This window comes from Marinobacterium sp. NO-S09 (genome assembly GCF_059179545.1).
Genome location: NZ_CP168954.1, coordinates 2,562,136 through 2,586,317 on the forward strand (window position 1 = coordinate 2,562,136; position 24,182 = coordinate 2,586,317).

General features: G+C 55.3%; 22 protein-coding genes. 12 read left to right on the top strand and 10 right to left on the bottom strand.

Going from position 1 to position 24,182, the window contains the following annotated elements; genetic code table 11:
• Positions 1-62: 62 nt before the first annotated feature.
• Together fadB and fadA are read left to right on the top strand one after the other, a co-directional pair.
• Positions 63-2,210: a fatty acid oxidation complex subunit alpha FadB gene (gene fadB / locus O3C79_RS11870; RefSeq protein ID WP_494383266.1), complete on the top strand. Its 2,148-nt coding sequence runs from the start codon at positions 63-65 to the stop codon at positions 2,208-2,210.
• A 12-nt stretch (positions 2,211-2,222) separates the two neighbouring features.
• The gene (gene fadA, locus O3C79_RS11875; RefSeq protein WP_076462238.1) at positions 2,223-3,401 is read left to right on the top strand and encodes an acetyl-CoA C-acyltransferase FadA; all 1,179 of its coding nucleotides are present in this window, start codon (positions 2,223-2,225) and stop codon (positions 3,399-3,401) included.
• Positions 3,402-3,513: 112 nt separating this feature from the next.
• Here the strand turns inward: fadA and O3C79_RS11880 are convergent, their stop codons facing one another.
• From O3C79_RS11880 to O3C79_RS11890, 3 genes are all read right to left on the bottom strand, one after another.
• On the bottom strand, positions 3,514-4,137 hold the full coding sequence (locus tag O3C79_RS11880) for a glutathione S-transferase family protein (protein WP_494383267.1): 624 nt from the start codon (positions 4,135-4,137) through the stop codon (positions 3,514-3,516).
• Between the two features lie 36 nt (positions 4,138-4,173).
• Positions 4,174-4,872 carry a helix-turn-helix transcriptional regulator gene (locus O3C79_RS11885; protein WP_494383268.1) on the bottom strand — a complete coding sequence of 233 codons (699 nt, stop codon included), beginning with the start codon at positions 4,870-4,872 and terminating at the stop codon, positions 4,174-4,176.
• Positions 4,873-5,029: 157 nt separating this feature from the next.
• Entirely contained in the window at positions 5,030-5,542 is a 513-nt protein-coding gene (locus O3C79_RS11890) for a hypothetical protein (protein ID WP_010323146.1), read from the bottom strand.
• 427 nt (positions 5,543-5,969) lie between these two features.
• On the opposite strand from O3C79_RS11890, the gene O3C79_RS11895 reads away from it, so the two are divergent.
• Positions 5,970-6,395: a hypothetical protein gene (locus O3C79_RS11895; RefSeq protein WP_076462232.1), complete on the top strand. Its 426-nt coding sequence runs from the start codon at positions 5,970-5,972 to the stop codon at positions 6,393-6,395.
• A 185-nt stretch (positions 6,396-6,580) separates the two neighbouring features.
• On the opposite strand, the gene O3C79_RS11900 is transcribed toward O3C79_RS11895, so the two are convergent.
• From O3C79_RS11900 to O3C79_RS11910, 3 genes are all read right to left on the bottom strand, one after another.
• Positions 6,581-8,950: an efflux RND transporter permease subunit gene (locus O3C79_RS11900; RefSeq protein ID WP_494383269.1), complete on the bottom strand. Its 2,370-nt coding sequence runs from the start codon at positions 8,948-8,950 to the stop codon at positions 6,581-6,583.
• Positions 8,947-10,041, bottom strand: a complete 1,095-nt coding sequence (locus O3C79_RS11905) for a WD40/YVTN/BNR-like repeat-containing protein (RefSeq protein WP_494383270.1) — start codon at positions 10,039-10,041, stop codon at positions 8,947-8,949. The genes O3C79_RS11900 and O3C79_RS11905 overlap by 4 nt, the downstream gene beginning before the upstream one ends.
• Before the next feature lie 152 nt (positions 10,042-10,193).
• Positions 10,194-11,276 (bottom strand): AraC family transcriptional regulator ligand-binding domain-containing protein, encoded by a 1,083-nt coding sequence (locus O3C79_RS11910; RefSeq protein WP_010323142.1) that lies wholly within the window; start codon positions 11,274-11,276, stop codon positions 10,194-10,196.
• A gap of 232 nt (positions 11,277-11,508) precedes the next feature.
• On the opposite strand from O3C79_RS11910, the gene O3C79_RS11915 reads away from it, so the two are divergent.
• The 3 genes from O3C79_RS11915 to O3C79_RS11925 all read left to right on the top strand — a co-directional run bounded on the left by O3C79_RS11915 (position 11,509) and on the right by O3C79_RS11925 (position 15,995).
• On the top strand, positions 11,509-13,449 hold the full coding sequence (locus tag O3C79_RS11915; protein ID WP_494383271.1) for a DUF1302 domain-containing protein: 1,941 nt from the start codon (positions 11,509-11,511) through the stop codon (positions 13,447-13,449).
• A 21-nt stretch (positions 13,450-13,470) separates the two neighbouring features.
• Positions 13,471-14,811: a DUF1329 domain-containing protein gene (locus tag O3C79_RS11920; RefSeq protein ID WP_494383272.1), complete on the top strand. Its 1,341-nt coding sequence runs from the start codon at positions 13,471-13,473 to the stop codon at positions 14,809-14,811.
• Positions 14,812-15,161: 350 nt separating this feature from the next.
• The gene (locus O3C79_RS11925; protein WP_494383273.1) at positions 15,162-15,995 is read left to right on the top strand and encodes an enoyl-CoA hydratase-related protein; all 834 of its coding nucleotides are present in this window, start codon (positions 15,162-15,164) and stop codon (positions 15,993-15,995) included.
• Between the two features lie 22 nt (positions 15,996-16,017).
• Here O3C79_RS11925 and O3C79_RS11930 read toward each other — a convergent pair whose 3' ends face one another.
• On the bottom strand, positions 16,018-16,713 hold the full coding sequence (locus tag O3C79_RS11930; RefSeq protein ID WP_494383274.1) for a haloacid dehalogenase type II: 696 nt from the start codon (positions 16,711-16,713) through the stop codon (positions 16,018-16,020).
• Between the two features lie 167 nt (positions 16,714-16,880).
• Between O3C79_RS11930 and O3C79_RS11935 the strand changes: the two genes are divergently transcribed.
• From O3C79_RS11935 to O3C79_RS11950, 4 genes are all read left to right on the top strand, one after another.
• Complete coding sequence (locus tag O3C79_RS11935; protein ID WP_494383275.1) at positions 16,881-17,294, top strand: YgaP family membrane protein; 414 nt, start codon at positions 16,881-16,883, stop codon at positions 17,292-17,294.
• Positions 17,295-17,378: 84 nt separating this feature from the next.
• Positions 17,379-18,212: an AraC family ligand binding domain-containing protein gene (locus tag O3C79_RS11940; protein WP_494383276.1), complete on the top strand. Its 834-nt coding sequence runs from the start codon at positions 17,379-17,381 to the stop codon at positions 18,210-18,212.
• A gap of 77 nt (positions 18,213-18,289) precedes the next feature.
• On the top strand, positions 18,290-18,988 hold the full coding sequence (locus O3C79_RS11945; RefSeq protein WP_494383277.1) for an AzlC family ABC transporter permease: 699 nt from the start codon (positions 18,290-18,292) through the stop codon (positions 18,986-18,988).
• Positions 18,981-19,301, top strand: coding sequence for an AzlD domain-containing protein (locus O3C79_RS11950; RefSeq protein ID WP_494383278.1), 321 nt, complete (start codon positions 18,981-18,983; stop codon positions 19,299-19,301). The genes O3C79_RS11945 and O3C79_RS11950 overlap by 8 nt, the downstream gene beginning before the upstream one ends.
• 28 nt (positions 19,302-19,329) lie before the next feature.
• On the opposite strand, the gene O3C79_RS11955 is transcribed toward O3C79_RS11950, so the two are convergent.
• On the bottom strand, positions 19,330-19,914 hold the full coding sequence (locus O3C79_RS11955) for a TetR/AcrR family transcriptional regulator (RefSeq protein WP_010323133.1): 585 nt from the start codon (positions 19,912-19,914) through the stop codon (positions 19,330-19,332).
• Positions 19,915-19,936: 22 nt separating this feature from the next.
• Positions 19,937-20,356, bottom strand: a complete 420-nt coding sequence (locus O3C79_RS11960) for a PACE efflux transporter (RefSeq protein WP_010323132.1) — start codon at positions 20,354-20,356, stop codon at positions 19,937-19,939.
• Positions 20,357-20,895: 539 nt separating this feature from the next.
• Between O3C79_RS11960 and selD the strand changes: the two genes are divergently transcribed.
• Both selD and mnmH read left to right on the top strand, forming a co-directional pair.
• A complete protein-coding gene (selD, locus tag O3C79_RS11965; RefSeq protein ID WP_010323131.1) occupies positions 20,896-21,930 on the top strand; it encodes a selenide, water dikinase SelD in 1,035 nt (344 codons plus the stop codon).
• Positions 21,930-23,021: a tRNA 2-selenouridine(34) synthase MnmH gene (gene mnmH, locus O3C79_RS11970; protein WP_494383279.1), complete on the top strand. Its 1,092-nt coding sequence runs from the start codon at positions 21,930-21,932 to the stop codon at positions 23,019-23,021. The genes selD and mnmH overlap by 1 nt, the downstream gene beginning before the upstream one ends.
• On the opposite strand, the gene O3C79_RS11975 is transcribed toward mnmH, so the two are convergent.
• Positions 23,018-24,109: a GGDEF domain-containing protein gene (locus O3C79_RS11975; RefSeq protein WP_010323129.1), complete on the bottom strand. Its 1,092-nt coding sequence runs from the start codon at positions 24,107-24,109 to the stop codon at positions 23,018-23,020. The two genes, mnmH and O3C79_RS11975, sit on opposite strands and share 4 nt — an antisense overlap.
• Positions 24,110-24,182 lie beyond the last annotated feature (73 nt).

Sequence of the window (24,182 nt, forward strand, 5' to 3'; positions counted from 1 at the left end):
AACAATGACAACCTGCGGTCATGCAATTCAATCACCGACCGCGATTGCCACGGAGTCTGACCATGTTGATGGAAGGAAAAGCAATACAACTGGCTGCCATCGAACCCGGGCTGTATGAGCTGGTCTTTGCCAGCCGGGACGATAGCGTCAACAAACTGAACCAGGCCACCATGGCTGAACTGCAACAGGCCGTTACCACCCTGAAAGCTCAGGACGACCTTAAAGGCCTGCTGGTTCGCAGTGACAAGGACAGCTTCATTGTCGGTGCCGATATCACCGAATTTGTCGGTCTGTTCTCAGCCGGCGCTGATGAAATTGCCAGCGGCCTGCAGCAGATGAACGCCGTATTCAACAGCATCGAAGACCTGCCCTGCCCAACAGTGGCTGCCATAAATGGCGTCGCGCTTGGGGGCGGTTTCGAGCTTTGCCTGGCCTGTGACTACCGTGTCATGAACAGCGACGCCAAGGTCGGCCTGCCGGAAGTCAAACTGGGTATCTACCCGGGCTGGGGCGGCACCGTGCGCCTGCCGCGTCTGATCGGCGTGGATAATGCCAACGAATGGATCTGCGCTGGTACCGAACAGCGCGCGAAAAATGCTCTGGCAGTGGGTGCTGTAGACGCTATCGTCGACCCCGAACTGCTGCGCGATGGCGCTCTGGACCTGCTGCGCCGTTGCGTCGCCGGCGAGTTCGATTATCAGGCACGCCGTACCGAAAAGCAGAGCCCGATCAAACTGAACCAGATCGAACAGATGATGGCGTTTGAATCGGCCAAGGGCATGATCGGTGCCAAGGCCGGCCCACATTATCCGGCACCGATGGCAGCACTGGCGTCCATCCAGAAACACGCCAACATGACCCGTGATGATGCCCAGGCGGTTGAAGCCAAAGGCTTTGCCAAGCTGGCCACCAATGAGGTCACACCGGCACTGGTCGGCCTGTTCCTGAAAGATCAGCAGATCAAGCGCACCAGCAAGCGTTATGAAGCCGATGCCGAGCCGGTGCGCCAGGCCGCAGTGCTGGGTGCCGGTATCATGGGCGGTGGCGTCGCTTACCAGAGCGCGTCTCGCGGCACGCCGATTCTGATGAAGGACATCAGTGAGGATGCCCTGCAGCTGGGTCTTAGCGAAGCCTCCAAACTGTTTAACAAGCAACTGGAACGCGGCAAAATTGACGGTCGCAAACTGGCCACCAGCCTGAGCCGTATCCGCCCGACCCTGAGCTATGGCGATTTCGGCAATGTGGACCTGGTCGTCGAAGCCGTGGTCGAGAATCCGAAGATCAAACAGAGCGTGCTGGCCGAGGTGGAGACCCAATTGCCGGAAGGTGCCATCCTCACCTCCAACACCTCCACCATCTCCATCACGGAATTGGCCAAGGCCCTGAAAAAGCCGGAAAACTTCTGCGGCATGCACTTCTTCAACCCGGTACACCAGATGCCGCTGGTTGAGGTTATCCGCGGCGAGAAAAGCTCTGAGTCAGCCATTGGCCGCACCGTAGCCTACGCCAAGGCCATGGGGAAAACGCCTATCGTGGTTAACGACTGCCCGGGCTTCCTGGTCAACCGTATCCTCTTCCCCTACTTCGCGGGCTTTACCGGGCTGATGCGTGACGGCGCCGATTACCGTCAGGTAGACAAGGTGATGGAACGCTTTGGCTGGCCCATGGGCCCGGCCTTCCTGCTCGATGTGGTCGGCATTGATACCGCCAAGCACGCCGGAGCAGTAATGGCAGATGGCTTCCCGGATCGCATGCGCAATGAAGGCGAAACCGTGATCGACCGTCTCTACAAGGAACAGCGTCTGGGTCAGAAAAACGGCAAGGGCTTCTATCGCTACGAGCCGGACCGCAAGGGCAAACCGAAGAAGCTGGTTGATGAAGAACTGTCGGCTCTGCTGGAAGGCGTGGTCGGCCCGGCCCGCGAATTCAGCGATGAAGAGATCATTGCCCGCATGATGATCCCGCTGTGCATTGAATCTGTACGCTGCCTGGAAGATGGCATCGTCGAAACACCTGCCGAAGTGGATATGGGCCTGGTATACGGCATCGGCCTGCCGCCGTTCCGTGGCGGTGCATTGTTCTACATCGATCAGATGGGTCTGCAGGCATTCTGCGATCTGGCTGACCAGCATGCAGAACTGGGCAAACTCTACCAGCCGACCGACAAAATGCGCGCCATGGCAGCCGCCGGCCAGACCTACTTTGGATAAGGAGAACAACCGATGAGTCTTAAACCCAACGATATCGTTATCATCGACGGGGTACGCAGCCCCATGGCCCAGTCCAAGGGCGGCTCCTTCCGCAACGTACGTGCTGACGACCTGTCTGCGGCCCTGATGAAAGGCCTGCTGACCCGTAACGCAGCACTGGACCCAACAAGCATCGATGATGTGATCTGGGGCTGTGTGAACCAGACCCTGGAACAGGGCTTCAACGTGGCCCGCAGCGCTGCCCTTTTGGCTGGTTTGCCGCACTCGGTCGCTGGCCAGACGGTCAACCGTCTCTGCGGCTCCTCCATGTCGGCTCTGCACACTGCGGCCCAGGCAATCGCCAGCGGCAACGGTGATACCTTCATGGTCGGCGGTGTTGAGCACATGGGTCACATTTCAATTCTGCACGGCATCGACGTGAACCCGGCCATGTCCAAGCAGATCGCCAAGGCATCCATGATGATGGGCCTGACCGCTGAAATGTTGGGCAAAATGAACAACATCTCCCGTGAAGAGCAGGACGCCTTTGCCGCCCGCTCGCACCAGCGCGCGCACCAGGCCGCCCTGGAAGGCCGTTGGGATAACGAGATCCTGCCGCTGGAAGGCCACGACAAACAGGGCTTCAAGAGCCTGGTCACCAGTGATGAAGTGATTCGTCCGGAAACCACTGTCGAGACGCTGGCCGGCCTCAAGCCAGCCTTCATGCCCAAGGGCGGTACCGTAACAGCTGGCTCTTCCTCCGCGTTCTCCGATGGCGCTTCAGCCATGCTGATGATGTCTGCCGCACGCGCACAGGAGTTGGGCCTCAAGCCCCGCGCCCGCGTGATCGGCATGGGCGTTGCCGGCTGTGATCCGTCCATCATGGGTTACGGCCCGGTGCCAGCCAGTGAGAAAGCACTGAAGAACGCAGGCCTGACCATACAGGATATGGACGTGATCGAACTGAACGAAGCCTTTGCCGCACAGGCGCTGGCTGTCGTGAAGGGCCTGCGCCTGCAGGATGTGGTAGATGACAAGGTCAACCTGAACGGCGGCGCCATTGCCCTCGGCCACCCGCTGGGCTGTTCCGGTACCCGTATCTCCAACACATTGGTCAACGTGATGGAACAGCAGGACGCCACTCTGGGCCTGGCCACCATGTGTATCGGCATGGGCCAGGGTATCGCCACCGTCTTTGAGCGTTTGAACTAAGCATTAAGCAACTGATTGATGCCCTTTCAGCCCGGCCAATGAGCCGGGCTTTTTTATGCCTGACAGCGAACTTACCGGAGCGTTAAGCACAGTCCAAAACGTCTGCGCCCGATCAGCCACCCTCTTTCATCAATGCCTGGATTTTGGCATCAGCCTGTTGTCGGGCCGGACGCTCAAGGAAAGGAGCGACGTAGGCTTCAAATTCCGGCTTGCGCGGGATGAGATTGAAGTCCATGCCAAAACGAAGCAGCGATCCCACATAAACATCAGCCGCCGTAAATCGATCACCGGCCACATAGGACCGATCAGCCAACCAGCTGGCCAGAGTGTCAAACGTCTTCTCGAAAGTACCGTACCCCAGGCTGCTCTGAAGCTCGTCTGTTTCCGGAATCCATCCCGCAGCATGATCAAACATGGCCGGTTCGCCACAGCCTGCAGCAAAGAACAGCCAACGGTAGTATTCGCCCCTGTCTTCGAGCGCGGGCGCCAGTTCAGCTTGCGGGAAGGCATCCGCCAGGTATGCACAAATCGCGGCAGTCTCGGTGACGACAACATCACCATGTTTAAGCGCCGGCACCTTACCCATGGGGTTCAGAGCCAGGTATTCAGGGGCTTTCATGGTTGAGCTGTAGTCCAGTACGTGTACGGAATATGGCTGGCCAATTTCTTCCAGCATCCACTGCACAATGGCGCCACGGGACTGAGGGTGGGTATACAGAATCAATTCTTTGGTCATGGGTGTCTCCTTTCACTTGATGTGTGTGAGGAGACTTTACTGCCCACCACTGTCAGTTTCTGTCAGCAGTGTTTTTCGCCACTCTTTCATCATTTGGGAGCGACGTCTGGGCGTTTTCTCGGTCAGTAGCTGAGCCCCCTGAATGCGATCGATACGGAAATGGCGGTAGTCATCACGCAGCTCGCACCAGGCTGCCAGCACCTGAACAGAATCAAAGAACCCGACCGTTACCGGCCAGACAATACGCTGGGTTTTGGCGCCTTTTTGGTCCGAATAATCCAACAACAGCTTACACTCATCGCTCAACGCCTTGCGTATCAGCGGCAGGTCTTCACGCACAGGCTGTGGACCACAGGGCACAACCACCAGCGCATCGTCATCAAACCGACGGCGCAGCTCATCCGGCAATACTGCACCCAGTTTTGCCATGGCATCCCGCGCCGCTTGCCCCAGAGGCCCATCAGTACGTGTCCCCGCCCACTTCAGCCCCAACGCCAGCGCCTCGATTTCCTCAGGCGAAAACATCAGCGGCGGCAAAAGAAAACCGGGCTTAAGCACATAACCAAGACCGGGCTCGCCATCAATCTCTGCGCCCATCGACTGGAGAGTGGCAATATCCCGATACAGCGTACGCAGGGAAATACCGGTTTCCTCAGCCAACACGGCACCTCTTACCGGTCGGCGATGACGACGTAAAATCTGGAGAATATCGAGCAGGCGTTCGGTACGGGACATAGAGGCCAAATACAGATTGATTCAGGAGCGGGTAGTGTATGCCTAAAAGCATCAAAAGGCTGTAAGCGACGAAGCAATATGTCCATCAAGGATGGTCCATATAAGATAAAACGAGCCATATAAAAATATGGCTCGTAAAAATTACAAATGATAAAACCTATGGAATTTTAATTGTATTAACGCTATTCCTCAGCGCCTTTTCGTATTGAGGAAAGTCTTCTTTTGTAGAATTGAAGTTAAATAACAACATCTCTTTCCCATAGCTGGTTACCAGCATAATATTGTAAATATCAGTATCAATCGCATTGGACGTTACTTCGAAATAGATCCAGTCGCGTCCCGACAAATGGATCACTTCCTGCTTCTTCCACTCCACTCCAGGCACGACTCGCTCAAAAGTCGCTGCAAAATCCCCCATAAGCGCCTCCATCGGAGCTCCCGAAATGTCATGAGGCTTGAGGTCATAGGCAATTGTAGTACTACCCGTTTCATTCCCGACAACCCACCTCGGAGCACGGCTTTGAGGCCACTTGAAATCCAGTATCTCCTGCGATAAAGGGCCAAAATCATCGGGCGCTTCAAATGTTATACCCGTGTCGGCTACTTGAACTTCTTTCGCAAAACACAAGGTCGAAAGCATCAGGGCCATAATGCCAGAAATTATTTTCATTCAGCTATTCCATTTACTAAGGGTTAAAATGTCATGCGGGTATGCCTGATAAAAGGCAAACGCCTTCTGGAGCAAATGAAATGACTGAACGTGAGTACGGGAATATCACAGCCATCTTCCTCCTTGAAAACGAGCATGAATACTTTTCACAGGGTTAGGGCTACATCCTTTGCAGCCCGATTACCATGCGGAGGTGATACTGAGGTATTTCACTCAGATTTACCAGTACAACACCCTCCGGTCACAGTGCATGGCTGTGCTTGCTGCCTACCGGTTCGTGCCAATCGGCAACAGGCACCCTGGCAAGATATTGCCTCACATAAAGACAAAACTGCCATACAGTCTTGCAACTCATTGATTTTAATAAACCATCATTCTGGCTCAAACCTTGCTAAGACTTTTTATAACCCAGCCAAGGAACCCCCAGATGATCAGGATCGATTCACTCACTACCCATACGTTTTCTCAGAGCAAAATCAGTCATGAGAACAAACAGATGGACTTTGCTGCACTGCTGATGGAAGAAGCCGCCAAGACGGCCACTCAGAGCAAGGAGACTCTGGAGCAGGATAAAGCTGTGTCTGGTCCCGATTTCTCCCAGGCTGAGCAAGTGGTGGAGCAGAATGCCCGCGAAGAGCTGCTGCGTATCCTGCAGATGTCCCCAGCCGAGCGTATTCGTTACCAGATGCTTCAGGAAATGGGGCTGACCGAAGAAGCCCTGGCCGCGATGCCGTTTGAAGAGCGCATGAAAATTGAAGCAATGATTGAGGAAGAGATCGAGCGCCAGTTGGCAGGCGGCAGCAAAGGGTCGGAGGGTATTCAGGAAATAGCTCAACAGGGGAAAACCCTGTGACTGCCATTAGTGGATCAATTACTTTAAGTAACCTTACACCGTTGCGTATAGATCCTGGCAAAGCAAAATCGGTAGATGAACTGCTGGCGCCTACCCTTCAGGCGTTTCTACAGCAGCAGGCAGAAAGCGCTCAGGCATCCTTGCTGGATACCTGAGGCTTGTTCATGACTCATGCAAAAACGGGCTCAGAGTACGGTCTGAGCCACTTCGCGGGTTTCACGACGGTAGTTGAGCAGGCATGACAGTGCCGGCAACAGGATAAGCGCACCCAGCATGTTGAGCAGGAACATGAAGGTCAGCAGCACGCCCATATCCGCCTGGAAACGAATGGGTGAGAACACCCATAGGACCACGCCAATGGCCAGTGTCAGGCCAGTGAAGGCCACTGACTTGCCCGTAGAGCGCAGCGTTTCGTAATAGGCTTCCGGCAAGGCCATGCCCTGTTGCAAAAAGCTGTTCAGGCGGGAATAGATGTAGATGCCATAATCCACGCCGATACCGACGCCCAGTGCAATTACCGGCAGGGTTGCCACTTTCACCCCGATGCCCAGCTTCGCCATCAGTGCCTGGCACAGCAACGATGTCAGCGCCAGCGGTAGAATGATGCAAGCCACCGTACGCAGCGACCTGAATGTAAGCAGGCACAGAAGGCTCACCACACCGTATACCCAGAGCAGCATTTCATATTGTGCATCCGCGATCACCTCATTGGTGGCGGCTTCAAAACCGGCGTTGCCCGCGCCCATCATGAACTGGATTTCATCGCTGTTATGCCGATCAGCAAAGGTATCAACGGCCGTGGAAACTCGCTGCAGTGTTGCCGCCTTGTGATCCTCCAGGAACAGTATCACCGGCAACAGGGAACAGTTGGAGTTCATCAGGCCAGAGGGCACGTAACGCAACGAGGAGTTGATGACATACTGATTGCGACTGACGCTACGCCACTTCAGGCTGCCCTCATTGAGCCCCGCTGTTACCCGCTCGGCCACATCCACCAGTGATACGCTGCTCTGAACACCCGACACATTGGTGAGGTAGTACTGGAAGCGATCCACCAACTGCAGGGTTTCAAAGCGACTGCATTGTTCGGCAGGTGTTTTCACCATGACCACGAAAACATCGCTGGAGTTGCTGTAGTTGGCCGTCACGAAGGCGTTATCCAGGTTGTAACGCGAGTCTTCGCGCAACTCGGGTGCACCGGCACTCAAGTCCCCTATCTGAAGATCCCGACTGGCATTGAAACCGTACCAGGCCAGCAGAACGGCAACCGCCAGCGCCGCGAGCGCGCCCTTGGGACGAGAGAAGCATACAAGCGCACGCCACAGCCCGGCGCTGCGCTCGACTCCATGACGCGTTTTATGGATGGAGCGCTGCCCCACACCTGCCCAGGAGATCAGCAGAGGCAACAGCAGCAGGTTGGTCACCACAATCACCAGCACGCCCAGTGAAGCCGCCACGGCCAGGTCCTGAATCACCTGGATATCGATCACCATCAGGGTGACAAACCCCAGACCGTCGGACAGCAGCGCGGTAAAACCGGCGATAAAGATGGTGCGGAACGCCTTGCGCGCAGCCGTCAGCTTATCCGCCCCTGCAGCCGCTTCAATGCGCACATTGTTCACCACCTGAACGCCATGGCTGACACCGATGGCAAACACCAGGAACGGTACCAGCATGGAGTAAGGGTCCAGCCCGTACCCAAGCCAGTTCAACAGCCCCAGCTGCCACACCACCGCGATCAGAGAGCAACACAGCGGAATCAGTGTGCCAGTAACACTGTGCGAATACAGGTAGAGCAGAACCAGCGTCACCGCAAAGGCGATTGCGAAGAAGGTGGCAACCTGTGCTGCACCATCAATCAGATCCCCCACCACCTTGGCAAAGCCGGTGATATGGATATCGACCTGATCTGAGCTGTATTGCTCACGCACCAGCGTTTCCAATCGCTGGGAGAACTGGTGGTAATCCAGCTTTTCGCCGGTTTCAGGAAGGCGCTCGAAAAGCGGCACCTGAATCAGTGCCGAGCCGAAGTCATTGGCCACCAGGCGCCCCAGCTGACCTGAGCGCAGAATATTGACCTTCAACTGTTCAAGCGACGCCGCCGAGCCATCGTAATCCTCTGGAATGACCGGGCCGCCGACAAAGCCCTCTTCCGTCACTTCTGTCCAGCGCACATTAGGCGTCCAGATCGACTTCAGTGCCGAACGATCAACACCGGGGAGAAAGAACAATTCATCCGTTACCGCCTTGAGCGTCTGTTGAAACTCTGGCTGAAGGATGTCGCCGTCTTTGGCAGCCACGACTACGCGGATGCTATTACCAAGGCCTGAAAGCTCGTCACGGTGCTCCAGATAGTTGGCCACATAGGGATGCGATGACGGGATCATTTTGACGAAGCTGGCATCGGGGCGGATCTGTGTGGCCTGCCAGCCAAGCAGCAGCGTGAGTATCAGAAAGCCAAGCGCCACCAGCGCCCGATGACCAAACAACAGCTGTTCCAGCAGACGCTCAGCACCCCGAACAGGCGCCAGCAACAGGGTATCCAGGCGACTCATTGTGCACCTCCCTGCTCTGCCAGAGGCAATGTGGTAATACCGCCTTCACCCGCCAGAATGAGGCGGCCATCCAACAGCACACCGGCAGCAAAGCTATTGCGGGATTGAGAAGAAACCGGCGTAAAACCGTTATTCTGATGCTTCATCACCAGGCCGCCCTGGCCCAGCAGGTAGAGCTTTCCTGATGCACTGACCGCTGCGTTCAGTGTTGCATCAGTGCCGGCAGATTCCGCCTGCCAGTTCACACCATCCGCCGAGCTGAACAGATGGCCTCGCAATCCCAAAACATAGAGACGATCTCTCTCTGCCAGCGCGAAGAATGAACCCTCATAGGGCGATTCTGCTGTTTGCCAGCTTTCCCCCAGGTCATCGCTGTATACCAGCAGGCCGGCTTCTCCCGCGACCAGCAAGCGTCCACTCGTGCTCAGCAGAAGACTGTTCAAATGCATGCGGTCCGGATTCGGCAGACGGTCACCCAGGCTTACCCAGTTATTGCCACCATCCCGTGTCGCAAACATGCGGCCATAGGCACCTGCGACAAAACCGCGTTGTTCGTCGATGAAATACAGATCCAGTAGTGTCGGCATGGCGCCGTCATCAAGTGCGAATTCGACATCCTCCAGCAACCACGGCAAATCATCGCTCTGAGCTGCATTCTCAGCCTGTTCGGCAACGTCAAGTGCCTGCTGTAATCCTTGCTGCTGCACCCTGAGCAGATCCTGACCCGATAGCTGTACCTGCCAGCTCAGACCACCATCGCCGGTATGCAGCACAACACCATCATGGCCAACCGCCCAGCCCTGCTGAGACGACACCATTTGCACCGCCGTGAGTAACACGGCAACGGGTGCCTTGGCCTGCTGCCACTGTTGGCCCTGATCATCCGAAAAAAGGATGCTGCCCTGTTCGCCTACCGCGATCAAACGACTGGAACCAGGAACACTGACAATATCCAGCAGTAATCCGCGCGCTGCGCCAGCCGAGACAAGGCTGGTGGCTTGAGCACGGTCAAACGGGCTGGCGGCGAAGGACGGCAAAGCGATAGGCAGGAAAAGTATCGGCCAGAGACCGAACAACAGGATCTTGTGCATGGCACCCCCGTTCTTGTTGTCATTATCGGGAGACCGGCCGTGAGAGGCCGACTTCTTATGTCAGCCATCATCACCTCAGGCGCGTGTTGCGGCAATAGCAAAACCCGCCTCAATCACTGACATTCTGCGTCAATGATTATTCAAACCCTTGTTTAAGCGTCTTCCACTGACAGGCTTTCCGTCAGCAGCTGCTGGCGATAGACGTCACTGCGGCGATACTCACCCGGCGTCATACCGGTCCAACGCTTGAACGAGCGGAAAAAGGCGGAAGGGTCATCAAAACCCATGAGTTCAGCCACATCATTGATCGACAACTGCGGCGACCCCATGTAATGCAGGGCTGCGCGTTTGCGGCACACATCCTTGATGGTCTGGTAGGACGTATCCTCTTCCAGCAAACGACGGCGCAAGGTGGAAACAGACAAGTTAAGTGTGGCTGCAATTTCCTCCGCACTGGGCAGCGGGCGACTGAAGTCCTTGCCGATTAATGCCTCCACCTGGGACGTGAGAGATGCATCATCGTTAACCATGGCAATCAGCTGATAGGGTGCTGTTTTCAGGAAACTGCGCAGCGTTTCTTCGGTCTGCACCAGTGGCTGATCAAGGTACTTTGCCGCAAATACCAACGCGTTATCGTGCTGGTCAAAGCGTACTTCCGAGCGGAACAACTTGCGGTAAAACTCGGCGTCTTCAGGTTCCGAGAAAGTGAAATAGGCTGCCTTCAGTTCGATCTGAGCGCCAATCAGCCAGCTGATAAAGTGGTGCCACATGGAAAGCGTGGAGCGGATACGCTCAGGCGGAGCCTGCTGCACCAGGGCATCAAAGTCGATTTCAGCATGATCAACCGGACCGAACGAGACTTTGGCATAGCGCCCCTTCTGCACCAGCACCGGCTTGATTTGCGCACCACGACAGATCTCGTGAAAAGCGCTGGCACGGTAGATAGCCTTTTTCAGCGAGCCACAGTGAATAATGGCGTGGCACATCATGCGGAAGGTTCCGTTGGGCACCTTGCCACCGCTGACCATGCCAAAAAACTCATCCTGGGCAATGTACATCAGGCGCTGATAAAGCGCACCAACACGCTCGGCGCTAAGCTCGGCCAACGTCTCGATTTCATTGCCATCGATACCGACTGCCTGCAGCAGCTCATCCGTATCGACCCCCTGTGATCGGGCCTGTTGCAACAACTGGAGTACATATCCCGAGGGCACCGTCACTGTGCGCTGAATCATCCTGTCCACCTTTTATTATTCGTATACTGAGCTCGAATGTACTCCAACTGGACTGCTTTTGTCAGTCAATCTGCACGGCTTTGTCATTGAGAACAGTACCAGCGCCATGGATTATGAATAGCGTGAAGGCCACACTGGAATACAACCAAAGCCTCACAACTCATTGATTAAAAAATGAGATACCAAGCCCCTGCCGAATCAGGATAAAAATAAGAACGTCTCGGTGAACGAAATGGAAATAAAAAAACGCATTTTTCTCCGCCGCTTCGGACGCGTTCCGGGTACACAGCCGACTCTACTGGCTCTGTTGGTCTCTGCCGCACCAACCGCACAGGCCGTCTCTTTCAACATGGGGGAAATTGAGGGCCGTTTCGACTCTCAATTATCGCTGGGTGCAAGCTGGAGACTGGAGGAAGCTGACCCTGGCCTGATTTCTCAGCCTAATGGCGGCACCAGCGCAGGCTCCGGCAGCTACGACGATGGCAATCAGAACTTCGAGCAGGGTGAAACCTTCTCCAAAGTCTTCAAGGGCATCCATGAGTTGGACCTGCGCTATGAAAATATGGGCTTTTTTGCCCGCGGTAAATACTGGTTCGATTTTGAACTGGAAAACGAGGGCCGTGCCCATGGCCATACGGCCAACGGCTACACGCCTGGCGCAGAACTAAATGACGACGACTTCAACGACTACGCCAAATTTTCTGGTGCCGAGCTGTTGGATGCCTATGTCTACGCCGGTTTCGACCTGGGCGAAATGGGACAGCACCCGCTGGATGTGCGCCTTGGTCGCCAGGTAGTCAACTGGGGTGAAAGTGCCTTTATCCAGGGCGGTTTAAACAGCATCAACAGTTTTGATGTCAGCGCCATTCGACGCCCTGGTGCCGAAGTGCGCGATGCCCTGCTCCCCTCCAATCAGCTGTTCATGTCACTGGGCGTAAATGAAAACCTCAGTGCTGAAGCTTTCTATCAGTTGCAGTGGGAACCTACGGCCATTGATGGCTGCGGCACCTATTTTTCCACCAACGATTTCGCTGCTGAAGGCTGTAACGGTATCCGCGTCCCGCTTGGATTGAATGACCAGCAGTACTTCAACACTGACTTCACCGCCGCGGCACTGGGCTTTGACCCGGTGGTCTATCGACACGCAGACGGCCGACGCGAAGCCGATGATGACGGTCAGTTCGGCTTCGCCATGCGCTATTTCTCGGAGCAGCTGAACAACACGGAATTCGGTCTCTATTTCGCCCGCTACCATAGCCGTCTGCCGGTCACCAGCGGGGTCAATACTCCTGTCTCCGCCGCGGATCTCCAGGCAGTAGGCCAGGCAGCTGCCACCCAGTACATCATGGATAATGCAGCCAACCCCATGGCACCCACAGCTGCTGAGCAAGCTGCTGCGGCACAGGCTGCACAAACCGCGGCCACTCAGGCGGGCAGCGCCGGTGTATTCCAAAGCCGCTACTTCACCTCCTATCCGGAGGAGATCAGCATGATCGGCTTGAGCTTCAACACCAATGTGGGTGATCTGGCCTGGTCCGGTGAGATTTCGCACAAACAGGACGTGCCTGTGCAGGTCAATGGCCCGCTGTTGGTCGGCGCCATCCTGACACAGTTCTCTGGCGGTATCGGTAACACCGCCGCCGATCAGCTGGTCGCCAATGCCGGCGCCGGTGGCGAGGTGCAAGGCTTTGGCCTGTTTGATGTAACTCAGGTACAAAGCAGCCTAGTCAGCTTCCATGATCGCGTGCTGGGTGCCAGCCGTCTGTCTTTGGTGGGTGAACTGGGCTGGACCCACGTACACGGTCTGGACGAGAGCGCCAATGCCCTCAAATACGGCCGCGCCGGTACCTACGGCTACGCTTCTGGCGATGATGAGGGGTTTGTGACTCAAGACTCTCTGGGTTATGTCCTGCGGGCCTCCCTGAACTACCCCAACGCCTTTGCCGGGGTTAACCTGACACCTCAGGTGAGCTTCAAGCATGGCATCTACGGCAATGGCCCTGAGCCTGGTGCAGCCTTCCGTGAAGGCGAAAAAGCCCTGGGGCTGAGCCTGACCGCCGACTACCTGAACCGCTACCGTTTCCAGCTGGGTTACACCAACTACTTTGGTGGCGATTTCAACGCGATTGATGACCGGGATTTCCTGTCCCTCAGTGCATCGGTATCCTTCTGACAGAGTTGAGGAGCGACAATAATGACAACATACTTCCCGACCAAACCGCTGCTGCTGGCGATGGCCATAGCCCTGCCCGCGCACGCGGCCGTATCACCGGAACAGGCAAGTAAACTGGGGCAAAGCCTGACACCCGTGGGTGCCGAAATGCAGGGCAACGCCGATGGCAGTATCCCGGCCTGGAACGGCGGCCTGGCGCAAAGCGAAGAGCGTTACACCAACCCATTTGCCGACGAACAGCCCTTGTTCGTGATCACTGCAGACAACGTCGAGCAGTATGCAGACCGCCTGAGCCCCGGGCAGCTGGCCTTGTTCAAGCGCTATCCGGACAGCTTCCGCATGCCGGTCTATCCGACCCATCGCACCGCCGCCTATCCGGAATCGGTGTACACCAAGGCTCGCAAGAACGCTGAACAAACCGAGCTGACAGACGGCGGTAACGGGCTGAGCAATTTTGATGAAACCCTTGCCTTCCCCATTCCACAGAATGGTCTGGAAGTGATCTGGAATCACATCACCCGTTACCGTGGCGGCGCACTGGAACGGACCTTTGTACAGGTACCCGTTCAAGCCAATGGCGCTTTCACGCCAATTCGTATCAACGAAAAAATGAGCTGGCCGGAGTACCTGAAAGACCAGGGTAACAACGACCAGGACAATATCCTGTTCTATTTTGTCCAGCAGGTGGAAGCACCAGCACGCCTGACCGGTGAAGTACTGCTGGTACACGAAACCCTGAACCAGATTAAGCAGTCTCGCCAGGCCTGGACCTATAACGCCGGCCAGCGCCGCGTGCGCCGCGCGCCCCAGATCGCCTACGATGCACCGGGCACCGCTTCAGATGGTCAACGCACCACGGACAACCTGGACATCTTCAACGGCGCACCCGACCGTTACGAGTGGAACCTGGTCGGCAAACAGGAGCTGTATATCCCTTACAACAGCTTCAATCTGGCCGACCGAGAACTCAGTTATGACGACCTGCTGAAGCCCGGACACCTGAATCCGGACCATACCCGCTACGAGCTGCACCGGGTCTGGAAAGTAGAAGCCACGCTCAAGGACGACGAACGTCATATCTACGGCAAGCGCGTGTTTTACATTGACGAGGATAGCTGGCAGATCGCTATTGCCGATCACTACGATACCCGCGGCGAACTCTGGCGTGTCGCCGAAGGCCATGCCTTCCCCTATCGCGACGCCCTGATCCCCTGGTACAGCGCTGAAGCCCTTTATGACCTGCAGTCCGGTCGCTATCTGGTGGGCAGCCTGACCAATGAAGAGGGCAAGGGTTTCGACTTCAACCAGCGTTTCAAATACAACGACTTCACCCCCCAGGCCATTCGTCGCCTGGGTCGCTAAGCCAGACTCACCTGCCCCTTAGCAGGTTGTTGAAAAACGTTATCGAGGCAGCCGAGGCCAGGCAAAAACAGGCGAAAAAGCGCAGTTTAGTGTGCTAAATGAGCATTTTGAGACTGTTTTTAACGCAGCATTCGGCAACGCAGATAGGTTTTCGACAGCCTGCCAGGGGGCGGGCCAACACCCCTTCTCCAGCCCTGGCCGGCGCTCTCTGAAAAGGCTGCTTCTACAGCAGCACCAAGAGACCGTCGGCGCTTTTTTGCATCTGCGAAGCCCCTTCATCAGCCTGTTCTGTTATTCTGGCAGTACAGTCATTCACAACACCTATAACATTATATGACAGGGAGCCCGGCATGGCTGACAACACCCCTAGCCTCCAAGACGCCCGCCTCACGCTGGAAGACCGCGTTGCCACGCTAACACTGGAGCGTGACGATCTGCGCAATGCCCTCACCGGCACCGCCCTGATTGACGACATCGTCAACACCATTCAATGGGCCAATCAATCTGCCAACGTATCCGTCCTGATTATTACCGGCTCAGGCCGAGCCTTTTGCGCCGGCGGAAATATCAAGGAGATGCAGTACCGCGAAGGCGACCATCGAAACGGCCCCTTTGGTGGCAGTGCGCTGGAGCTTGAGCGAAAATACCGGGAAGGCATTCAACGCATCCCCATTGCCATTCACAAGGCCGAAATTCCCATTATTGCTGCTGTAAACGGCCCCGCTATCGGCGCGGGCTGTGATCTGGCTTGTATGTGCGATATCCGTATCGGTTCCGAAAAGGCTACATTTGGCGAGACATTTGTGAACCTGGGCATTATCCCGGGTGACGGCGGTGCCTGGTTCCTGCAGCGCCTGATCGGTTACCAGCGTGCTGCGGAAATGACTCTGACCGGACGACTGGTGCATGCGGAAGAAGCGGTACAGTTGGGCCTTATGATGGAACAGGTGCCGGCCGAACAGCTGATGAGCCGTGTGATGACCCTGGCCCAGCAAATGGCCGCCAAGCCACCCCATGCTCTGCGCATGAGTAAACGCTTGATGAAGCAGGCCCAACGCCATGAATTACCGGACTTTTTAGAGCTCTGTGCTGCCTGGCAAGGCATGTTGCACAATACAGATGATCATGTGGAAGCGGTGAACGCCTTCGTGGAAAAACGTGAAGGCGTCTACCGAGGTAAATAATACTAAAAATACAAAGTACGTATTAAGTATTATTGTTTGAATTCAGTTGCCGTTTGAGTGTTTCGCTCAGTTCACTCAAACGGCGAACTGTAAGCGTCGGTTCGACCCCCCAGGGGTCAAAGATGGTACGCGGTGAACGCTGCACCCAGGCGCCTTTCATACCGGCCGAAATGGCGCCGATCACATCAAAGGGATTACCGGATATCAGCCAGCAGGCATGATTTGACGCTTTGGCCTGGCGCAGAAAATAGCTGTACACACCGGGATCAGGCTTGAACGAACGCTGTTCTTCAACGCTGACAATTCCCTGGAAATACTCGCGAATTCCGGCATTTTCCAGCAATTCCTGCACCGATTCACGCGCACCGTTGGAGAACGCATATAGCCTGAACCCATCTTCCTGTAAGGCTTTCAGTGCTTCAGCTGCATCTTCATACACCGGCAACTGACGATAAAATGCCAACAACTCTCGCTTTTGCTCATCGGTCAGTGCCTGATCGAAATACATGCAGGTGTAATCCAGCGCCTGACGGGTACACACCGCAAAATCCGCATAGTGACGCATCAAGCCTCGGCGAAACGCGTACTCCAACTGCTTCTCGCGCCATGTCTGAGCAAAGTCTTCGGCCAGATCCCCCACCCACTGCTCAAGTAGTACCACCACACCGCGTGGATCGATCAGGGTTCCGTATACATCAAAGGCCAGAGTTACCGCCATTTCCATACTCCTTGTTTGGCTAGACCCTAAGGAGCATAGCAGTCAGGATCTGATGCAGCCATGTAACCACCATCGCGTCCAACCAATCTTTAGTCTGTAACTCAGGCTTTTACATTAACAAAATCTAATATATTATTCAGACATTGCTAATATAAGGAGATCACCCAATGTCCCTGAATGCCGCCCTGCGCCTGATGGCAGGCTCTGTCGTTACCCTTAGTCTTGTGCTGACTTACTACGTGTACCCGGCCTGGTTGTGGCTTGCAGCCTTTGTCGGCTTCAACCTGCTGCAATCCGCGTTTACCCGCTGGTGCCCGGCAATTACCGTTTTCCGCCTGCTCGGCCTTAAAGAGGAAGTCTGTGACAGCCGCGGCATGACCATACATCAAGGGCTGCATATCATCGCCGGTACAGCCATTCTGGTCACAAGTCTGGCTGTTGTATTGGGTGTAGCGCCCCAGGCGCTCCTGATCGTTCCGTTGGTAATGGGAGTGAGCCTGATACAGTCCGCCTTCACCGGCTGGTGCCCCGGCATGTTGATTGCCAAGCTTCTGGGCTTTAAACCGACTCATCCTGTCTAAGAGCCGAAGACGTTCAGGCCAAGCTTGAAGCAGGAACCGGCTGCGCATAGCAATTTTGTAGCCGGCTCCGAGTACACTAGCCTGATGAGCAAACCACGCGAACTGGCCGAGTATAAGACCGTCAACGAACTGGGCGGTCTTGAATACCTCAAGGCCGAATATCATCGTCAGACTTTTTCTCGACATACCCATGAAGGGTATTCTTTTGGCGTTATCTCAACCGGGGCTCAGCGCTTTCTTCGCAATGGCGCACGTCACATTGCGCCGGAAAACAGCATCGTTTTGGTCAATCATGACGAAGTCCATGACGGCCACTCCGCAACTGATTATGGCTGGGCCTACCAGGCGATTTACCCCTTACCCGAACAGTTGTCACAAATACAGCGCGAAGCCGGCCTATCGCTGCAAGGCTCCATCTACTTTCCCAGCCCTGTAGTTGAAGACCCGGAACTGGTTGGCCTGTTTCGCCTGACTTTTAACCATCTCAACCACTCGGATAATCGCCTGTTGCGCGAGACGTTGCTCTACAGCGCTCTGCTTAAACTGATACAGCGGCATGCCAGTGTGCGCCCTGAACTGCCTGACCTTTCAGGCGCCCGCTCTCGCATGGAGCTGGTCCGTCAGTTTCTCGAAGACCAGCCTGCGGCCGATGTCTCACTGGAAGACCTGGCCCGCTTGAGCGGCGTAAGCGTATTCCACCTGATTCGCCAGTTTCAGGCCTGTTTTGGCCTCCCGCCTCATGCATACCAGATACAAGCCCGCATACGCCTGGCCAAGCGGCTTATCCGCGCAGGGGAACCACTGGCCGGTGCGGCTGCACAGGCCGGATTCCACGATCAGAGCCACCTGAACAGACATTTCAAAAAGGCCCTTGGCGTAACTCCGGGTCAATTTGCCCGCTGCCAAAACTCGTCTTAGCCTGCCAGCAATTACATACAAGCTGGCAATGATTCAGGCAGTTAATCTGAGGCTTCTTTTGTTCTGGAGGAGCCTCAATGACAAACACCCAGTACCCTGTCCGGCAGATGAAAACAGGAACACGGCTGATTTTGCCCCTTACAATTGCAGTTATACCCTGGGGCATATTGGTCGGTGCCTACGGTGTGGAATCAGGACTAAGTGCGGTACACACTCAATTGCTGTCCTTGAGCGTATTTGCAGGTGCATCACAGCTGGTTGCGATCGGCATGCTGGAATCCGGTGCCGGCGTCACTTCAATACTGTTGAGCACACTGCTGATCACCTCGCGACATTTTCTGTATGGTCTGGCGCTTCGGCAGGATATACAGCACCTGCCCGCTCCCTGGCGCGTATCACTGGGCTTTTTGCTGACAGACGAGCTGTTCATCATCCGTCACAGGCATGAGAAGCGTTTTTGTCGCTGGTTCCTGATCGGAGCTGGAGCCAGTTTCTACCTGGGCTGGAATCTGGCCACCCTGGCCGGCATCCTCGCCGGGCAGTACCTGCCTGACCTGTCTTCATTGGGACTGGATTTTGCCGTAGTGGCAATCTTTATCGTCCTGCTGGTACCCATACTGAAACATCGAGCGGCCTGGGTGTGCGTGACTGCATCAGCAATTACCGCTGTAGTGACTCACCTGCTGCAACTGCCCGGAGGCCTTCTGGTTGCGATGTTAACGGGTATGACGTGCGGCTATATCGCCAGTAATAAGCATGGTATGCAGCATGATTGAAGCTCTGATTCTGGGAATGACCCTGATCGTGTTTATCAGTCGCTACCTGTTTCTGGAACCCAGACTGCCCATTCAGCCAGGGCCACGACTATTAAACTTTTTAAGCTTCTCCATACCCGCCGTGCTGGCAGCGGTCATCGCGCCGATGATCTTTACTAAGGATACTCTGCTTAACCTGGATCCGTTGAACCCCTACCTTGTAGGCGCAGGCACAGCAGCGGTTTGCATGAGGGTTACGGGCAAGACACTCACATCGGTCACGTTGAGCCTTTTGGTATTTATGACCTGTCGCCACCTGTTTACAGGCAGCTGATCAACTATTCATCACAGTTACGCTCAGACTACACCGGAGCGGGGCTCAATAGCCTGACGATCAACTCCGTCAGGGTGTCCACGGCCTGATCCTCGCCAACCAGGCCGGCTGTCAACGCCCGCGCCAGCTCATCACTGGCGCCATAGATCGCAATCAGAGCCGCTGAGTCCTGCTCAGGTGACAACTCGACTACCGGTGCAAAAAGCTCACGATAAAAGGCCACAAAGAACTGGCCGATACGCGTGCGCAAGTCACGGTGTTCGGGGTAGGTGCACAAGGCTGCGACGATATCATCGTACACCGCGCCATTACGGACCGTGCATTTGAAATAGGCAACGGCCAGCTTGTGCGCCAATCCCTTCAGGCTGCTATCGACTCCCGGTGCCAGGGTACGCACATCCTGCACCAACCGCTCGTCATACCCCTGGTACAACTGCAACAGCAGCCCCTGACGATCACCGAAATGATTATAGGTGATGGGTTTACTGACACCGGCACGTTCTGCCAGTGTCAGCAATGTCAGCTGCTCGGTCCCGCCCTCACGCACGATATCAGCCGCGATCTCAAGCAATTGCTCACGTCTGTCGGCCTTGCTCATGCGTGTTCGAGGCATGGGGGATCAACTCCTGTGTAACTTATTGCGCCGCCAGTGGCAGGCCGAAAATTCGGTCAAAACACCAGCTATAGGCAAAGGTGAAGAACATGAAGAACAGGGTCAAGCCGGCATCGAGCACAAAGGCATCCAGCAGGCTTAACTCAAGCCACCAGGCGAACAGTGGCAGTGTTATAGCGACCAGCCCCAGTTCAAACCCTACCGCATGTGACACACGACGCGCCAGGCTGCGGCCACGCACCGACTGACGCGACTCCCACCATTCGAACAGGGAGTTGTATGCCAGATTCCAGATGATGGCGACCACCACCGTGATCACACCCAACATGCCCGAATGGGCTGCATCCTTGTCTGAATAAAAGTAGAACGCCGTACTGATCAACAGCAGCGATAGAAACTCGTAGAACACCACGTAGGTGGCCTTGCGCTTGAAACCTTGCATGAAAGTACTCCGCTTGAAAATGACATCAGGAATGAATCAGTGAAATGTCATCGTCGTGGCGGGCAGTGGGTGCAAGTCGAGGCTCTCAACTGGAACATATCAGGCGCAAACTCGTCTCCGTGACGTATTGCACGGAAACGGGTCATTATTTCTGCCCTGCTCAAGCTCGACATCATTGGCTCCAGCGGTGGATTCAAAACTAAGAAGCATAAGTTACCACTGGTAACTTAATTGTCAATATACCCGAATCACCCATTTCAAGACCCGCTGCCAGCAGATTTTGCCTTCTCTATAATCACTGCCAAGCTTAAGTTGACTGTGTCTGCAAGGCCGGCTAGCTTAGCCCGGCCCGGCAGGTCTAACAGGTTGTTGAAAAACGTTATCGAGGCAGTCGAAGCTAGGCAAAAACAGGCGAAAAAGCGCAGTTTAGTGGACTAAATGAGCATTTTGAGACTGTTTTTAACGAAGCATTCGGCAACGCAGATAGATTTTCGACAGCCTGCTAAGGGTCCAATATCGATTACTCAGGAGAGATTGCCATGTCTGATTCCATTCGCCTTACTCAATACAGCCATGGTGCCGGCTGCGGCTGCAAAATTTCGCCTGCGGTGCTGGATACAATCCTGTCAGGTAGTGGCTCCCAGGTTCTGGATCCCAATTTATGGGTCGGTAACGCGTCTCGGGACGATGCTGCCGTTTATGCATTTGATGAAGATACCGGTATCGTTTCGACCACTGATTTCTTCATGCCGATTGTGGATGACCCTTATGATTTCGGTCGTATTGCAGCGACCAATGCCATCAGCGATATTTACGCCATGGGCGGTACACCGATGATGGCCATCGCCATTCTTGGCTGGCCGGTTAATCTGCTACCCGCCGAAGTGGCGCGTGAGGTCATCAAGGGTGCACGTGCTGTCTGTGATGCTGCCGGCATGCCTCTGGCCGGTGGACATTCCATTGATGCTCCTGAACCCATTTTCGGCCTGGCCGTTACCGGTCGTGTCGATAAAAATCACCTGAAGCGCAACGATACTGCCCGGGTGGGCAACCGGCTGTATCTCACCAAACCCCTGGGTATCGGCGTACTGACTACCGCGGAAAAACAGGGCAAGCTGCGTCAGCAGGACCAGGGGGTGGCACGCGACCTTATGTGCACTCTGAATAAGGCTGGACAACATTTCGCAACGTTAGAAGGCGTATGCGCCATGACCGACGTAACCGGCTTTGGCCTCTTGGGTCACCTGGTCGAAATGGCCGACGGCAGCGGACTGACTGCGAGGCTGGACATGGACACGGTCCCGCACATCGACCATATCCAGCACTACCTGGACGAAGGCTGTATTCCTGGCGGCACTGGCCGCAATTTTGACAGCTATGGCCATCGGGTCACCCAACTGACCGAGGATCAAAAGCACCTGTTATGCGACCCTCAAACCAGCGGCGGTTTACTTGTGGCCGTAACACCTGAAGGTCAGGCAGCCTTTAATGAAGCCGCTCAGGCCCTCAAGCTTCAATTACACCCTATTGCCGAAATGGTACCGGCAACCGAGCATGCGGTTGAGGTTGTGTAATGCGCTTGTGCACGGACGATTACCGTCAGATTTTCCTCAGCGGCGCTCCCCTGCTGGATGTGCGTGCGCCAGTGGAATTTGCTAAAGGTGCATTCCCCGGCAGCGACAATCGCCCATTGATGAATGACGATGAGCGCCACCGCGTCGGTATCTGCTACAAACAGCATGGTCAGGAAGCTGCGGTTCGCCTGGGCCACCGCTTGGTGGCTGACGAGATCAAAGCGGCGCGTGTACGAGCCTGGATCGAATTTGCCAATGCCCACCCGGAAGGTTATCTATACTGTTTTCGTGGCGGCATGCGCTCCAACATCAGCCAACAATGGCTGCGTGAGGCCGGTGTTGACTACCCACTGGTCACCGGCGGCTACAAGGCAATGCGCGGCTTTCTGATCGATACACTGGATAGTGCCGCCGCGCAATGTCGCTATACTCAACTGGGTGGCATGACCGGCTGCGGCAAGACCGAGCTACTGCAACAGCTGGAACATTCACTGGACCTGGAGGGCTGCGCTCATCATCGGGGCTCCAGCTTTGGGCGGCACGCCACACCACAGCCCAGCCAGATCAATTTTGAAAACACCCTGGCGATTGATGTGCTGCGCAAACGCGCTTCAGGTGTAGAGCATTTTGTAGTTGAAGATGAAAATCGCGCCATCGGCAGCTGTCATGTTCCCCTGGATCTACACCGCCGGTTTATCGACTCTCCGCTTGTCTGGCTGGATGAGTCGCTGGAGCAGCGTATCGAACGCATTCGCCAGGAATATGTGGTTAAGCTGACAGCAGAATTTCAGAGCGTCCATGGGGCAGAAACAGGTTTTCAAGCCTTTGCCGCGCGCTTGCGTGAAAGCCTTGCCAAGCTGACCAAACGACTGGGGCAGGAGCGCTATCGCCGGCTTGCCGAGTCGATGGAAAATGCCCTGTATCAGCAGTCAATAAATGGCGATACCCGCCAGCACGAGGACTGGATTAACAGCCTGCTGACGGAATATTACGACCCCATGTATGCCTACCAGAGCGAGAAACAATCAAAGCGCATAATCTTTCGCGGAAACCGCAAAGAGGTGCTGGAGTTCTTTCAAACAGAGGATTAATCGGCTTGAACAGGGATGCCATCGCTCTCCCCTTTCAAGCGCTCCTTATCCTGATACATCCGCTGATCTGCCAGATGGATCAGCTCATCAGCCGTGAGGTACTCATCGGGACCGGTCTCCACAAACCCCAGACTGATGGTCAGATCCGGTTCCTGCTCACGAATGTGGGCATGCAGCCGTTCATCGAACAACTGAATGGCCTGCTGCTCATTACACTTGGGCAAGATGATGCAAAACTCATCCCCGCCATAACGGAAGGCCTGATCTTCCAGCCGTGACAGGTTTTTGATGCTGTCCGCCACAGTACACAGGATTTCATCGCCCCGTTGATGCCCCTGGGTATCATTCACTTCCTTGAAATCATTGATATCCATGTACACCAGCGTCAGAGGCTCCAGCCGCCGCTGCGCCGCACGCAATGACTGCGTCAGCATCTCGGTGAGAAAACGCACATTCAACAGCCCCGTGAGCGGATCGGTGCGGGACATGATCTCTAGCTGCTCTGTACGTTCCTGAACCTTGTACTCCAGCTCGACGGCGTAACGTTCGGATTTCTCGCGCGATGTTTCAATCTCTGAGATCAAGCTGCGGATATAGGTATCAAACACCAGCGAAATATCAAACATGAACAGCTTTTCAGCCGCTCGAATTACCCTGCGACATTCCTTGGGGTCCGGAATGATCCGATTAAGGAGGTGGCCCAGAAGGGTCTGCAACTGTTGGATAGCCGCCAAATAGAGTTTGGGTTCTACACCGATACGCTTATGGACCATACCGATGCGCAGGCGGTTATTGACGTATTCTATATCGTAGAAGCCGCTGAACAGGTCAATGACATATTTCCGTTGAGCGGAACGCAGCCGCCCCAGCGTGTCAGCATCGCCAATCAGGAGTGCTATCTCGGGGACACTGGTTTGCAATTCATAGAACTCACGAACTAATGACTCGACTTCACGTTCGATCAGGGGTTTAACACGCGTGAGCACTTCCACATCCTCGTGATCGATCATGAACAGCGCCTTGCGGTTCTCGATCTCAAGCTCGGTGATGCGCATCTGCTCCAACAGTGTCTGATCCGTCCGTTTCATTCCGCTACTCCATGCAGAGAGGAAATGCCTGCCAAGGCGCGCATACCAGTAGTTGACGCCAGCAATCAGCAGG